Origin of the sequence: Sorangium sp. So ce117, from assembly GCF_051524395.1 — a bacterium.
In the GTDB taxonomy this organism is placed as follows: Bacteria; Myxococcota_A; Polyangia; order Polyangiales; family Polyangiaceae; genus Sorangium; species Sorangium cellulosum_B.
Window position 1 is genome coordinate 10,489,710 of sequence record NZ_CP150309.1, and the last position, 13,620, is coordinate 10,503,329.

Here is a 13,620-nt window from a genome sequence, read left to right on the forward strand (position 1 = left end):
ACGCGCCTCGCCCCGCGCCAGCCCCCGGCAGCGCTTCCCTCTCCCCCTGCCAGCCCCCGGCAGCGCTTCCCTCTCCCCTGACGGTGACCGGCAGCACGTCCTGCCCCTGTTCCCGTCGCGCTTGCAGCGCGTTCTCGGACGGAACCGCGCCTTCTCGTGACGTTCTGCTATCCTCCGCCGCCGTGATTGTGGACCAGCCCCCCACACCTGCCCCTCACGAGGCTCCGGAGGACCGCGCGACGTTCGGCCTCTCCGCCTTCGATCCTCGCCCGAGCCTCATGGCGCCTTCCATCGCGCCGGCCGCATCGGCGGCGCCGCACGTCTCGGTGGTCGTCCCGGGGCTGAACGAGGCGGAGAGCCTGATGGAGCTCGCGCAGCGGGTGGATCAGGCCTTGAAAGGGCGCTTCTCCTACGAGCTCATCTTCGTGGACGACGGCAGCACGGACGACAGCTGGGGCGTCATCTCCAGGATCCGCGCGGAGAACCCGGTCGTGAAGGGGATCCGGCTGCGGAAGAACTTCGGCAAGGCGACGGCGCTCACGGCCGGGTTCCGCAAGGCGAGGGGCACCGTGGTCGTCACGATGGACGCCGATCTCCAGGACGACCCGGCCGATCTGCCGAGCTTCATCGCCAAGGTCGAGGAGGGCCTCGACGTCGTGGTGGGCTGGAAGGTCAACCGCCTCGACCCCGCCAATCGCCTCGTCCTGTCCCGGATCTTCAACGGGACCGTCCGCGCGGTCACGGGCGTGAAGCTCCATGACATGAACTGTGGCTTCAAGGCCTACCGTCGCGAGGTGCTGCGCACCATCCCGATCTACGGAGATCTCTTCCGGTACATCCCGGCGCTCGCCGCCTGGCAAGGCTTCCGCGTCACGGAGATCCCGGTGCGCCACCACGCCCGCAAGTACGGCGCCTCGCGCTACGGACTGGAGCGCATCCTGCGCGGCTTCTTCGACCTGCTCAGCGTCATGTTCCTCACGCGCTACTCGAAGAAGCCGATGCACCTCTTCGGCCTCATCGGCCTGGTCTTCGCGGCGACCGGCGTGACCATCAACGCGTATTTGACGTTCCTCTGGCTGCTCGGTCACAAGATCGGGGACCGGCCGCTGCTCCTCCTCGGCGTGCTGATGATCCTCCTCGGCATCCAGTTCTTCTCGATGGGCTTCATCGGCGAGTTCCTCACCTTCCAGATGCAGCAGCGCCACCTGGCAGACGAGCCGCCCATCCGCGAGGAGTTCGAGTGATCGCCGAGCCTCGCCTCGAGCGGTCCTGGGTCCCCGCGTCCGGGCGCCTCCCCTCGCTTCAGGCCCTCTGCTCCGCGGCGCCGCGCTGAGCGCGCGGCCGGGGTTCGCCGTCGTGACCCGCACCGCCCTGCGCGCCCTCGTCCGCCTGATTGGCCCGCTGTTGCTCGTCCTCGTGGTCGTGCGCATGGACGACCGGGACGCGGTGCTCGGCGCGGTCGTATCGGCCTCGGCTGGCCCGCTCGCGCTCGCGGCGGCGCTGAACGTCCTCAACATCCACCTCAAGGTGGTCCGCTGGGACGCGCTGCTGCGTGCCCGGGGCATCGTCTATCCGCTTCGGCGTGCGTGGAGCGCCTACGCGACGTCGCTCTACGTTGGCATGCTGACCCCCGGGCGGGTCGGCGACCTGCTCCGGATCCGCTACCTGCGCCACGACCTCGGCGTGCCTTACGCGGAGGGGCTGGCCACCGTCGTGATGGACAGGCTGTGTGATCTCTACGTGCTCGCCGCGTTCGTCGCGGTCGGCGTCGCCCGTTACAGCGCGGTGATCGCCGGCCGCCTGGCCTGGCTGACGTGGGGTGGAATCGCGCTCACGGTCCTGGCGCCCCTCGTGTTGCTCATCCCCGGGCTGGCCGAGCGGCTGCTGCTCGCCTTCTCGCGCAAGCTCGCGAAGGATCCGTCGGAGAGCGCGGAGCCCGGCGCGGCGAGCCGCTTCCTGGTCGCGCTGCGCGCTCATGTCGGGCGCGGGCTCCTCTTCACGCTCCCGGTCACGGTGGCGACGTTCGTCGTCAACTTCGCGCAGGGCTACCTCATCGCGCGCGCCCTCGGCGTACCGCTCTCGCTCTTCGACGTCACCTGCCTGCTCGCCATCGCGAACCTGCTCGGTCTCTTGCCGATCTCGATCGCCGGCGTAGGTGTCCGAGAGTTCTTCTTCTCCCTCGTATTCCCTTCGCTCGGCTTCACCGCCGAGCACGGCGTCAGCTTCGGCCTGCTGGTCTTCGCCGTCATCTACCTCATCGTCGTCGCCGTCGGCTTCGTGAGCTGGCAGCTCGCCCCCCCGCCCACCTCCCCGGCCCCTTCCACCCCCGGATCCGGCTAGCGCCCCGAGCTCCTCCGTCGCCCGCAGGGGCGAGCGCGAGCGACGAGCTCCTTCGATGGACTCAGAGCGAGATCGGGGTCGTGAGCCGAAGAGGCTCCCCCTCGAAGGCCGGCACCCGCGCCGCGGCGGCTCGGAATGCGTCGACCACGCACGCGCCGACCTCGGTCCCGGTGAAGGGCGCCCCGTCCAGCGCCACGTGGGCCTCACCGCTCGGCGCGAAGGTCACGGTCACGCTCCCCTCCCCGCTCGGCCCGTCCGGCTGCCAGCAGCGCTTCGCCCGGACACGGCCGTGCTCGAGCGCCGCGCCCGCGGCCTTGCCCACCCGGACGCGCGCCCCATCGACCCGGCTCGACAAGGCGTCGTACCCCTCGTGAGAGCGCAGCGACACCTCGGCAGAGGGAGGGTACGCCCCGCCGCGCTGCAGGCAGTGCGAGGGGCGCACCATCGCATAGCCCGTCGCGGTGGCGAAGCTGCACACCGCGAGCGCCACCAGCAGGGCCCGCTGCCCGCCGCCCCGGCCGAGCGGCCCGTCGGGCGGCCCATCATCGTCCGATCCGTCACGCAACCGCTCGACCTCCGCACGGATCTCCGCGATCTCCGCGTCCCGGGCGGCGAGCGCCGCATCCCGCTCCTTCAGCTTGGCTTCGAGGGTTTCGATGCGCGCGCGAGCCGCATCGAGATGATCCCGGTAGTGCGACATGGCGCCATTCTACCGCGGGCCGCGCGTGGCGCCCTGCCCTTCCCGCGCCCTCGCGTCGTTACACGTCCTTCCGCGTCCTTTCGCGATGTTCCCCCCGCTCCTTGACAGCGGGGGGTAGGGTCAAGTAGCCGAGGACCCGCCTCACCTATGCTAGAGAACCACCGCACCAGGCTGAACAGCGCGCTCGCCAAGCTCGACGGCGCCCTCGAGCGGCTCGCGCGCGCCGCCTTGACCCTGGCGCCGTGGCCGATCCTCTACGGCATGAGCATCGCCGTGACGGCCTGGGTCTTCATCCACCCGAGCCGGCACGCGCAGCTCGACACGAACAAGCTGACCGAGGTGGAGCGCCGCTGGATGGCCGGCGGCGCCGTCGCCGCCATCGTGGGGGTCGCGCTCGCCTACTTCCTCGTGATGCTGGCGCGGCGGGCCCGCACCCGCTCGTGGGACTTCGTGAGCACCGTGGGCCGCCTCAACCGCGCCCTGATCCCCCTGCTCGCGCTCCCGTTCGTCGCCGCGCTCAAGCTCCCGAACATCGAGAAGGACAGCCCGAAGAGCACGATCTTCTTCGCCGCCCTCGCCGCCATCGCCACGGGCGCCGGCGCCTACGCCTGGGGCCGCCGCGCGCGGCTCTCGCCCGGGCTCGACGATGCGTCCGAGCTCGATGGCGCGCCCGCCCGCGGAAGCCGCGCGCTCGCGACGGTCGCGCGGTGGCTCCCGTCGCTGGCCCTGCTCGCGATGTGGACGGGTTACACGCTCTTCTTCTCCCGGCTCGCGATCACCAACCATCGCGCGCTGCACACGAGGACGCCCGACCTCGGGTACTACGACAACATCTTCTACCAGACGATCCACGGACGGCCGCTCGGCTGCTCCTGGCTCAAGGCCGGTTACCACGGCTCCGCGCACTTCGACCCGATCCTCATCCTGCTCTCGCCGCTCTACCTGATCTATCCGAGGGCGGAGTTCCTCCTCATCCTCCAGTCCGCGTGGCTCGGCGCCGGCGTCGTCCCCGTGTACCTGCTCGCGCGCGACAAGCTCGCTCACCGCGGCAAGGCGCTCCTGCTCGCCGCCGTGTGGGCCATCTATCCGGCCCTGCACGGCGCGAACATGTACGAGTTCCACTCGCTCGCGCTGATCTCGCCGCTCGTCGTCTGGCTCCTCTACTTCTACGAGACCGGCAGGGACAGGCTGTACTGGGTCACCCTCGCCGTGCTGCTGCTCTGCCGGGAGGACGTCTCCCTGCTGATGTGCTTCATCGGGCTCTACGCCATCTTCGACCGGCGCCCGGGCAGGACACGCCTCGGCTGGGTGACCATCGCGACGAGCCTCGTCTACTTCGTCATCGTGAAGCTGTTCTTCATGACGTCGGCGGGCATCATCATGTCCGGCAAGGACGCTTATTCGTTCGCCTATTACTACGAGGAGCTCATGCCGAACCGGAGCGGGCTCGGCGGCATGCTCGTCTCCCTCCTCACGAACCCTGTCTTCGCGCTCAAGGTCCTGCTGGAGGAGCCGAAGATCATCTTCCTGCTCCAGATCTTCGTCCCCCTCTGCTTCCTGCCCTTCCTCGCCAAGCCCGGGCGCTGGATGCTCGCCTACGGGCTCCTGTTCTGCCTGCTCGCCTCGCGCGACGCGGTGTTCTCGATCCACTTCCAGTACTCGTCGATCCTCTTCCCCATCGCGTTCGTGCTGACGCCGATCGCGCTCAAGCGGCTCGAGGGCTCCGGGCCGACCGCGTACTACGGGCTCGACGGGCGGCGCCTGTCGCGCGCGCTGCTCGCCGCCATGGTGGTGGCGGCCGCGCTGATGTCGTGGAAGTTCGGCGGCCTCGTCGAGAACGCGTCGTTCAGGGGAGGCTTCTCCCGCGTGGCGCGCAAGCTGACGCCCGACCAGGAGGCGACCTACGCCTGGGTCCGGCAGCAGGTGGAGGCGATCCCGAAGAGCGCCATCGTCGGCGCGACGAGCAAGATGGGACCGCACGTGTCGAACCGGAAGGAGGCCTATTTCTATCCGGGCGACCGCGGCGCGACCGTCCAGTACGTGCTGCTCGACGAGGGGGAGCTCAAGGGCAAGGACCTGGAGCGCCACAACGCGGCGGTGAAGCGCGGCGAGCTCGAGGAGCTCAGCCGGCTGAAGAAGATGGCGCTGTTCAAGCGGGTGAAGCCGCCGTCGAAGGCGCAGCCGCCGGCGCCGGCGGCCTCCGACGAGCCCCCTACCGGAGACCCGCCTCCGGAGCTACGAAAGCTGGACCGAAAGGACGGCGGCGCGCCGCCTGCGCCCTCCACCACCGCGGAGCAAGATGAAGACCCTCCTCCTGGCCCATGACTTCAACGCGACCTCCGAGATCGCCCTCGACACGGCGATCGAGCTCGCCCGCAAGCTGTCCGCGAAGATCGTCGTCGCGCACGTCTACAGCGTGCCCGTCTACAGCTTCCCGGAAGGCTCGTCCCTGATCCCCTCGGCCGAGGACGCCGCGCGCATCGCCGATGCGGCGCAGCGGAGCCTCGATCAGGTGCTCGAGCGCCGGCGCGCCACGCCCGGCGTCGAGATCTCGGGCGTGCTGCGCGCCGGCGTCCCCGACGAGGAGATCTGCCGCCTCGCGGACGAGATCGGCGCCGAGATGATCGTGATCGGGACGCACGCGCGCGGGGCGGTCGCGCGGGCGCTGCTCGGCAGCGTGGCGCAGCGGGTGGTGAGATCGGCAAAGGTCCCGGTCCTGTCGATACGGGGACCCCAACCGGCCTGATGTAGGTGACATCACGAAACGATCGGATTCGGTGTCCGGCGCCGCCAGATCGGGCGTTAGAAATTTCCCGACTTCCTGTCAAATGCGTCCTGCCGCGACGACGAAACCTCGTTGAAACATTGGGCACGTTACCCCGGTGCCATGAAGATCGACACTGGGGATACGGCCTGGCTCCTCGCATCGACAGCCCTCGTCCTTTTCATGACGCCGGGCCTCGCCCTGTTCTACGGCGGCATGGTGCGCCGCAAGAACGTGCTCGCGACGCTCATGCACTCGTTCGCCGCGCTCGCGGTGATCTCGGTGCAGTGGGTGGCCGTCGGGTACTCGCTCGCGTTCGGGACCTCGCACGGTGGGCTCATCGGCGGGTTCGACTTTGTCGGTCTGCACGGGATCGCGACGGTGGAGCGCGGCACGGTGCCGCACATCGCGTTCGCTGCGTTCCAGATGATGTTCGCGGTGATCACGCCCGCGCTCATCGCGGGGGCGTTCGCCGAGCGGATGCGGTTCTCTGCGTACCTGGTCTTCATCCTGCTCTGGTCCACGCTCGTCTATGACCCGGTGGCGCACTGGGTGTGGGCGGAGAAGGGCTGGCTCTTCGAGATGGGCGCGCTCGACTTCGCGGGCGGCACCGTGGTTCACCTCGCGGCGGGCGTCTCGGCGCTGATCTGTGCGCTCGTGCTGGGCAAGCGCACGGGATATCCGCACGAGCGGCACGTGCCGCACAACCTGACGATGACGCTGACGGGCACGGGCATCCTGTGGTTCGGATGGTTCGGCTTCAACGCCGGCAGCGCGCTGACGTCGGGCGGGCTCGCCGCGCTGGCGCTGCTCGACACGCACCTCGCGGCGGCGGCGGGCGGCGCGGCGTGGCTCCTCGTCGAGTGGGCGCAGCGAGGCAAGCCGACCGCGCTCGGCGTGGCGTCCGGCATCGTGGCCGGGCTCGTCGGGATCACGCCCGCGGCCGGGTTCGTGGCGCCGTGGGCCGCCGTCGTGATCGGCCTGCTCGCGGGCGTGGTGTGTTATGCGGCGGTCGTCTCGAAGGAGCGCCTGCGCTACGACGACTCGCTCGACGCGTTCGGCGTCCACGGCGTGGGCGGCCTCCTCGGCGCGGTCCTCACCGGCGTCTTCGCCGAGAAGGCCCTGAACGAGGCCGGCCGCGACGGCGTGATCGCCGGCAACCCGGGGCAGATGGTCCCGCAGCTGGTCGGCATCGCGGCCGTCGGGCTGTACGCCGCGATCGTGACCTTCGTGCTCCTCAAGCTTGTCGACAAGCTGATCGGCCTGCGCGTGCCCGAGAGCGACGAGCGCGAGGGCCTCGACGCCACCGAGCACGGCGAGACCGGCTACGCGCTGTAGCGACACAGAGGGGGGCAGCCACAGACCCAGGTCGACAAGGGCTCCCGGCCGCGCTCGTCCTCCCGGTGAGGAGGGATACGCGCGGCCGGGGGTGCCGTCGTTGTTGCCTCCCCCCGGGCGCACCGCTAGAGCGACGGACGGTTCGAACCGAAAGGCGCCGAGAGCGCCAAGAGAGCTCGACAATCTCTTGGCGCTCCCGGCGCCCTGACGGTTTCTACGCTCGAACCGAACGGTGCTCCATCTTGCGCCGAACCTTCCCCCTGGGCGCGCGCCGCGAGCGAGCGCCCCGTCATCACGGAGCAGACAGGCATGAGCGGCCATTCGAAGTGGGCCACCATCAAGCGCAAGAAGGGCGCGCTCGACGCGAAGCGCGGCAAGCTCTTCACGAAGCTCATCAAGGAGATCACCGTCGCCTCGCGCATGGGCGGCGGAGACCCGAACGGCAACCCGCGCCTCCGCAAGGCGATCAACGACGCCAAGGGCCAGGCGATGCCCGCCGACACGATCAAGCGCGCCATCCAGCGCGGCACCGGCGAGATCGAGGGCGCGAACTACGAGGAGATCCTCTACGAAGGGACGGGGCCCGGCGGGACGCTGTTCCTCTGCGAGGCGATGACCGACAACCGGAACCGCACCGTCGCCGAGATCCGGAAGATCTTCGAGAAGAACAACGGGCAGCTCGGCGCCGGCGGCTCCGCGCAGTGGGCCTTCGAGAGGAAGGGGATCATCCTCCTCGCGAAGGACGCGGCGACGGAGGATCAGCTGATGGACACCGCCGTGGGCGCGGGCGCCGACGACTACAGCGACCAGGGAGAGGAGTGGCAGGTGCTCTCCAGCGTCGACGTGATGGACACCGTCGTGAAGGCCCTCGAGGACGCGAAGATCGCGGTGAAGTCGAACTCCGCGGGCTACGTCCCCAAGACCAAGAAAGAGGTCGCGGGCCGCGACGCCGAGGTCTGCCTGAACCTCGTCGACTCGCTCGACGACCACGACGACGTGCAGAACGTCTACGCCGACTTCGACGTCCCCGAAGAGGAGCTCGCGAAGCTCGAGGGCTGATCCCGCGGCAGGCGCGAGCCCGTCACGGCCGCCAGATCGGGAAGCTCACGATCGCCCACGAGAAGAACGCGTGGGCGAAGACCGCCGGCGCCAGGCGCCCGGTCCGGTGCACCACGCGACCCCACACGATCGAGCAGCCGAAGCCCGCCGCGACGAGCAGCGGGTTCGGCCCGGCCACCGGATCGCCGAGCAGGAAGAGCGTGGGGGCGTGCGCGACGGCGAACAGCGCGCTCGACAGCAGCCACGCGGCGCCCCGGCCGAGCGGCCCCTCCAGGGCGCGCAGGACGAGCCCGCGCCAGACGATCTCCTCCAGCGCGGCGATGACGAAGACGAGCGCGCCGACGAACACGCGCGCGTCGGCCGAGGGATCGCCGAGCTGGAGGTACAGGCGAAGGACCCACGCCTCGCGAGGCGAGCCCCGCGGGGCGAGCAGCAGCTGCACCGCCATGGCGAGCCCGTAGAGCCCCGCCGCGACCAGGGCGCCGCGCGCCAGATCGCCGGACAGGGGGCGGAGCGCGGCGCGGAGCTCGCCGCGCCGGCGGAGCCACATCACGGTGATCGCCGTGAGGACGGCGTAGAGCGCGCCGAGCGCCGCGAGCATGGTAGGCGCGCCCGCGCGACCGGGATCGAACGCGAACGAGACGGCGAGCGCCACGCCGACGGTGACGGACGCGGCGATGAGCGCGGCCTCGCGGCGCGAAGAGCGCGGCGGCTCGCGCGGATCGATCGCCCGCGGATCGCGCGACGAGGCCGGGGCGGCCGAGCCAGAGGCAGCCTGAGGAGCCACGGCGGAAGGAGCCGCGGCGCGGTCTTCACCCGGGCTCATCGCGCGCTCGCCTGACCCGTCCGACTCGTCTGACTCGTTCGACTCGTCTGACTTAATTGCAAGACCCGGTCGAGGATGCGGTCCGCGAGCGCCGGCTTGGGCAACACGCCGAGCGCGTCGGCGGCGTCGCCGGTCACGATCGTGGCGCGGTTGTCGTCCCGGCCGAACGAGTCCGCCGCGTGGTTGGCGACGATCATGTCGACGCGCTTGCTCGCGAGCTTGTGCCGGGCGTAGGCGATGACCCCCTCGTCCGTGGCGGTCTCGACCGCGAACCCGACGAGCACCGGCGAGCGCGCTCCGTCGTCGCCGGCAGCGTCCGCCAGCCCGCCGCGCGCCGCGCCGATCTCCGCGAGCAAATCAGGGTTCGGCACGAGCGGGAGCGACGCGAGGTCGGGCGTCCGCTTCAGCTTGGTCGCGTGCAGCTCGGCCGGACGGTAGTCGGACACGGCGGCCGTCATGATGAGCGCGTCGGCGCCGCGCAGGTCCTCGCCGAGCGCCTGCCAGAGCGCGCCGCGCATCGAGAGCGCGCCGCGCACGTCGACCCGGCGCGCGCCCGGCGGCGTGGAGAGCGACACGGGGCCGGCGATGAGCGTGACCTGCGCGCCCCGCGCCGCGGCCCGCTCCGCCACGGCGAAGCCCATCTTGCCGGTCGACCGGTTGCCGAGGAAGCGCACGGGATCGAGGTCCTCGAGCGTCGGGCCCGCGGTGACGACGACGCGGAGCCCCGCGAGGTCGCGCGGGGCGAGCCGCGAGAACGCCGCGGCCGCGATCGCCGCCGGCTCGGCCATGCGCCCGAGACCGCGCTCGCCCGAGGCGACCTCGCCGAAGACCGGGCCGACGAGCTGCACGCGCCCGTCGGCCTCGAGCGTGGCGACGTTCCGCGCCGTCGCGGGGTGAGCCCACATGCGGGGGTGCATCGCCGGCGCGGCGAGCACCGGCCCCCGCGCGCACAGGGCGAGCGCCGTCACGAGGTCGTCGGCGCGCCCCGCGGCGAGGCGGGCGATCACGTCGGCGGTCGCGGGCGCGAGCAGCACGAGATCGGCCTCGGCGGCGAGCGCGACGTGCAGCTCGCCCGCGAAGCCGGGATCCCACATGGTGTCGCGCACGGGCTCGCCGCAAAGCCCGCTCAGCGTCATGGGCCCGAGGAACTGCTGCGCCGCGCGCGTCATGATCGGGAGCACGCGCGCGCCGCCCTGGATCAACAGCCGGGCCACCTCGGCGGCCTTGTACGCGGCGATGCTGCCCGAGACGGCGAGCGCGACGGTCGGCCGCGCGCCTTCGGGGGCTTGGCCAGCGGGCGGCGGGGCGGAGGCCTCGGGGCGAGGTGCGGGAGATGACGGCGTTCGGCCAGACATGGCGCAGGTGCCAGCGTGGGTCGTGGGGTCGGTCCGGCGTCCACCGTGGCACGAAAATCGCCGATCGTACACGGCCACGACACGGTACACGCTGCGCCGCGGGCGGACGATCCGGGGCCGCGCCGCGGGCAGAGAGCTCGTGCTGGCGCGCACGCGCGCATCACCGCGCGTCGACACGCGCCAACGCGCCCGCGCAGCAAGAAACCCGGCTGATTTTTGGGGCGTGGCAGTGGCATCACCTGCCGGGAGCGCGTAATGGGATGAGCTCCTCAGAGGAACACGACAACGATGGCAAGCACCGTCCTCACCGGCATCAAGCCCACCGGAACGCCGCACCTCGGCAACTTCGTAGGGGCGATCAAGCCGGCGCTCGCGCTCGCAGGGACCGCGTCGAACGCGCTCTACTTCGTCGCGGACTATCACGCGCTCAACATCATCCACGACGCGCAGAAGCTCCGGAGCCTGGTCCACGAGGTCGCCGCGACGTGGCTCGCGCTCGGCCTCGATCCCGAGAAGGTCATCTTCTACAGGCAATCCGACGTTCCGGAGATCTTCGAGCTCAGCTGGATCCTCTCCTGCTTCACGGCGAAGGGGCTCATGAACCGCGCCCACGCCTACAAGGCCGCTGTCGCCAAGAACATGGAGTCCCGGGCCGGGGCGTCGAGCGCCGCGGGCGCCGAGGACAGCGACGACCTCGACGCCGGGATCAACATGGGCCTCTATGGCTATCCGGTGCTGATGGCGGCCGACATCCTCCTGTTCAAGACGAATGTCGTGCCGGTAGGCAAGGACCAGGTCCAGCACATCGAGATCGCCCGCGATATCGCGCAGCGCTTCAACGCGATCTACGGCCCGACCCTCGTCCTGCCCGAGGCGCGCATCAGCGCGGAGACGGCGGTGATCCCGGGCCTCGACGGCCGCAAGATGAGCAAGAGCTACGACAACACCATCGCGCTCTTCCTGCCGCCGGAGAAGCTGCGCAAGACGATCTTCAAGTACAAGACGGACTCGTCCCCCCCGAGCGAGCCGAAGGATCCGAACACCTCGCCGCTCTTCCACCTCTACCGGGAGTTCTCCACGCCCGAAGAGGCGGAGGCGCTCCGCGGCCGCTACCAGAGCGGCATCGGCTGGGGCGAGGCGAAAGAGGCCGTGTTCGAGGTGCTGAACCGCGCGCTCGAGGAGCCGCGGCGCCGCTACGCCGATTTCATGGCCAACCCGGCGCGCGTCGACGCCCTGCTCCTGGAAGGCGCCCAGCGCGCGCGGGCGCTCGCGGGCCCGACGCTCCACGAGGTGCGCCGGGCGATCGGCGCTCGCTGAAAGCCGCGGCGGCGGAGGACGAGCGCAGCTCTCCGAGGCCAGCGCGCGGCGAGCGCCGCCGAGCAGCCGCCGCCGGCTCCGTTCGAGGCCGCCCGCTCAGCCGCCGTCGCTCGTCGTCGTCTTCTTCTTCTGGTTCTGGCGTCGCTTCTTGCCCTTGCCGCCCTTCGCCTCGTCCCCCGCGGGGTCCCGCTGGCCACGGGCCTCCGGCGCCGCCGCCCCCGGGGCGTGCGCGACGGCGATCCCCTCTGCGGGCGGCGCGTCCTCGCCGCGCGCGCGGCCGCCGTCCCCTTCGGCGCGCTCCTCCCCCTTCGCGCGGAACGTGCCGAACCCCGCGCGCTCGGTCCAGCCGCGCTCGCCCGTGAGCCCGGGCTCGCGGCTCTCGACGGTGCCGCCGCCCGGCTCCGGGCCGGTCGCGCCTGGCGTGCGGACGTCCGGCCCCTGCGTCACGACGAGGTACTCGTCCGCCACGTACTCGGGGTGATTGTCGTCGGCCGTCTTGGCCTCGGGGTCGCGCGGACCGCTCCCGACATGGACGATCTGCGCCGTCGGCGGGTAGCTGTCGCTCCACTTCTCCCGCACCGCGTAGGCGCCGTCGCGGACGACCCGCGAGCTCGTCGTCTTGAAGCCGGGGATGCCGCGCTGAGCGAGCGACCGCGTCCCTTCGGGCAGCTTCGGCGTCGGGCGCTCCAGCTCCTCGAACGGGATGACCTCGTCGATGCGGCGGAAGTACGTGACCGTGAGCTTGCGCGAGGGCCCGAGGATCTCGGCGCGCACGACGCCGCCGGCCACCGTCTCGTGGAGCACGATCGGGAAGTCGAACGGGTTCCTGAAGCGGTAGTTGATCGTCGGGTAGACGACGGTCGCGTCGAGGCCGAGCTTGATGTAGTAGCTCGGGCGGGAGTGCGGGTAGCGCTCGACGATCTCGAGCCCCGCGAAGAACGCGGCGCCGTGGAGCGTGCCCGAGATCTGGCAGGTCCCGCCGCCGAGCCCGTCGACGAGCTCTCCCTGGGCGATGACCGGAGCGACGCGGTACCCGTGCGCCTCGTCGCGCGGGCCGACCGTCCCGTTGAAGTCGAAGATCTCGCCCGGCATGACGACCACGCCGTCGAGCTTGGAGGCCGCGAGCCTGAGGTTGTACGTCCTCTCCTTGGATCGCGCGCCGGTCGCGTAGCGCGTCTCGAAGTAGCCGAGCACCTGATCGAACTTGACGTTGCCGAGCTGCTCGGCGACGAGCTTCGGCGCGATCGTCTCGACGCTGGCCTGCGCGGTGTCCTCGCCCGCCCGGAGGGCGGCGTCGATGCGCGCGAGCGTGCCGTAGACGTCCAGCCGATACCCGATCTTCTCGGGCTTGAGCTGCTTCGCCTCGAGGTCGACATACGCGTCGACCGCGGGCGCGTCGAGCTCGACCTTCAGGTCGAGCAGCTTGCTGATCGCCCGCTCGGAGTCGAGGAGGAGCGGGATCGGGATGTCGAGCGGCGCGTCCTCGTCGCTCTTGTCGCCATCGCCGGCCCGCTCGTGCGCGCGACGGAGCGCGCTCTCGGGGCGGAGCGCCTCGCGCACGAACTCGGCGAGGCGGACCCGGTTGATCTCGACGCCGAGATCGTTGCGGCGGAGCGCGCGCGCGGAGCCGTCGGGGAGCACGATCCGGATCTCCCCGGTGGCGTAGCGGCGCACGAGGTCGAGCGCGTTCGCCACCACGTCGCCGCCCGTCGGCACCGGCACCTGCGCCACGCGGAGGACCGGCGGAGGCTTGGGGCCGTCGTCCGGCGGGGGCGGCAGCACGAGGTAGGTGATGACCAGGCCGCTCGTGACGAAGATCGCCACCAGCGCGGCGAACCGCCAGAGCTCCGGCGAGCGGCGAAGATCCATGCGAGGGCGGCCATCTTGAAAAGCGTTGCCCGAACCGTCAAGCGAACGCGGG

11 protein-coding genes are annotated in these 13,620 nt (G+C 71.1%); 7 read left to right on the forward strand and 4 right to left on the reverse strand.

Annotated features, from left to right (window positions below):
* Positions 1 to 278 precede the first annotated feature (278 nt).
* Positions 279 to 1,244 (forward strand): glycosyltransferase family 2 protein, encoded by a 966-nt coding sequence (locus tag WMF46_RS39345; protein WP_437981913.1) that lies wholly within the window; start codon positions 279 to 281, stop codon positions 1,242 to 1,244.
* 112 nt (positions 1,245 to 1,356) lie between these two features.
* Positions 1,357 to 2,340 carry a lysylphosphatidylglycerol synthase transmembrane domain-containing protein gene (locus WMF46_RS39350; RefSeq protein ID WP_437981914.1) on the forward strand — a complete coding sequence of 328 codons (984 nt, stop codon included), beginning with the start codon at positions 1,357 to 1,359 and terminating at the stop codon, positions 2,338 to 2,340.
* A 61-nt stretch (positions 2,341 to 2,401) separates the two neighbouring features.
* Here the strand turns inward: WMF46_RS39350 and WMF46_RS39355 are convergent, their stop codons facing one another.
* Positions 2,402 to 3,040 carry a hypothetical protein gene (locus WMF46_RS39355; RefSeq protein WP_437545335.1) on the reverse strand — a complete coding sequence of 213 codons (639 nt, stop codon included), beginning with the start codon at positions 3,038 to 3,040 and terminating at the stop codon, positions 2,402 to 2,404.
* Between the two features lie 147 nt (positions 3,041 to 3,187).
* On the opposite strand from WMF46_RS39355, the gene WMF46_RS39360 reads away from it, so the two are divergent.
* The 4 genes from WMF46_RS39360 to WMF46_RS39375 all read left to right on the forward strand — a co-directional run bounded on the left by WMF46_RS39360 (position 3,188) and on the right by WMF46_RS39375 (position 8,201).
* Positions 3,188 to 5,365, forward strand: coding sequence for a DUF2079 domain-containing protein (locus WMF46_RS39360; RefSeq protein ID WP_437981915.1), 2,178 nt, complete (start codon positions 3,188 to 3,190; stop codon positions 5,363 to 5,365).
* On the forward strand, positions 5,340 to 5,786 hold the full coding sequence (locus tag WMF46_RS39365) for a universal stress protein (protein ID WP_437981916.1): 447 nt from the start codon (positions 5,340 to 5,342) through the stop codon (positions 5,784 to 5,786). Before WMF46_RS39360 ends, WMF46_RS39365 begins: the two co-directional genes overlap by 26 nt.
* A gap of 141 nt (positions 5,787 to 5,927) precedes the next feature.
* Positions 5,928 to 7,142 (forward strand): ammonium transporter, encoded by a 1,215-nt coding sequence (locus tag WMF46_RS39370; protein ID WP_437981917.1) that lies wholly within the window; start codon positions 5,928 to 5,930, stop codon positions 7,140 to 7,142.
* A 309-nt stretch (positions 7,143 to 7,451) separates the two neighbouring features.
* Positions 7,452 to 8,201: a YebC/PmpR family DNA-binding transcriptional regulator gene (locus WMF46_RS39375; RefSeq protein WP_437526015.1), complete on the forward strand. Its 750-nt coding sequence runs from the start codon at positions 7,452 to 7,454 to the stop codon at positions 8,199 to 8,201.
* A gap of 22 nt (positions 8,202 to 8,223) precedes the next feature.
* On the opposite strand, the gene WMF46_RS39380 is transcribed toward WMF46_RS39375, so the two are convergent.
* On the reverse strand, positions 8,224 to 8,988 hold the full coding sequence (locus WMF46_RS39380; protein WP_437981918.1) for a CPBP family intramembrane glutamic endopeptidase: 765 nt from the start codon (positions 8,986 to 8,988) through the stop codon (positions 8,224 to 8,226).
* A 35-nt stretch (positions 8,989 to 9,023) separates the two neighbouring features.
* Positions 9,024 to 10,382, reverse strand: a complete 1,359-nt coding sequence (coaBC, locus tag WMF46_RS39385; protein WP_437981919.1) for a bifunctional phosphopantothenoylcysteine decarboxylase/phosphopantothenate--cysteine ligase CoaBC — start codon at positions 10,380 to 10,382, stop codon at positions 9,024 to 9,026.
* 288 nt (positions 10,383 to 10,670) lie between these two features.
* Here coaBC and WMF46_RS39390 point away from each other — a divergent pair, with 288 nt between their 5' ends.
* Positions 10,671 to 11,699 carry a tryptophan--tRNA ligase gene (locus tag WMF46_RS39390; protein ID WP_437981920.1) on the forward strand — a complete coding sequence of 343 codons (1,029 nt, stop codon included), beginning with the start codon at positions 10,671 to 10,673 and terminating at the stop codon, positions 11,697 to 11,699.
* A 96-nt stretch (positions 11,700 to 11,795) separates the two neighbouring features.
* Here WMF46_RS39390 and WMF46_RS39395 read toward each other — a convergent pair whose 3' ends face one another.
* The gene (locus WMF46_RS39395) at positions 11,796 to 13,568 is read right to left on the reverse strand and encodes a VanW family protein (RefSeq protein WP_437981921.1); all 1,773 of its coding nucleotides are present in this window, start codon (positions 13,566 to 13,568) and stop codon (positions 11,796 to 11,798) included.
* Positions 13,569 to 13,620 lie beyond the last annotated feature (52 nt).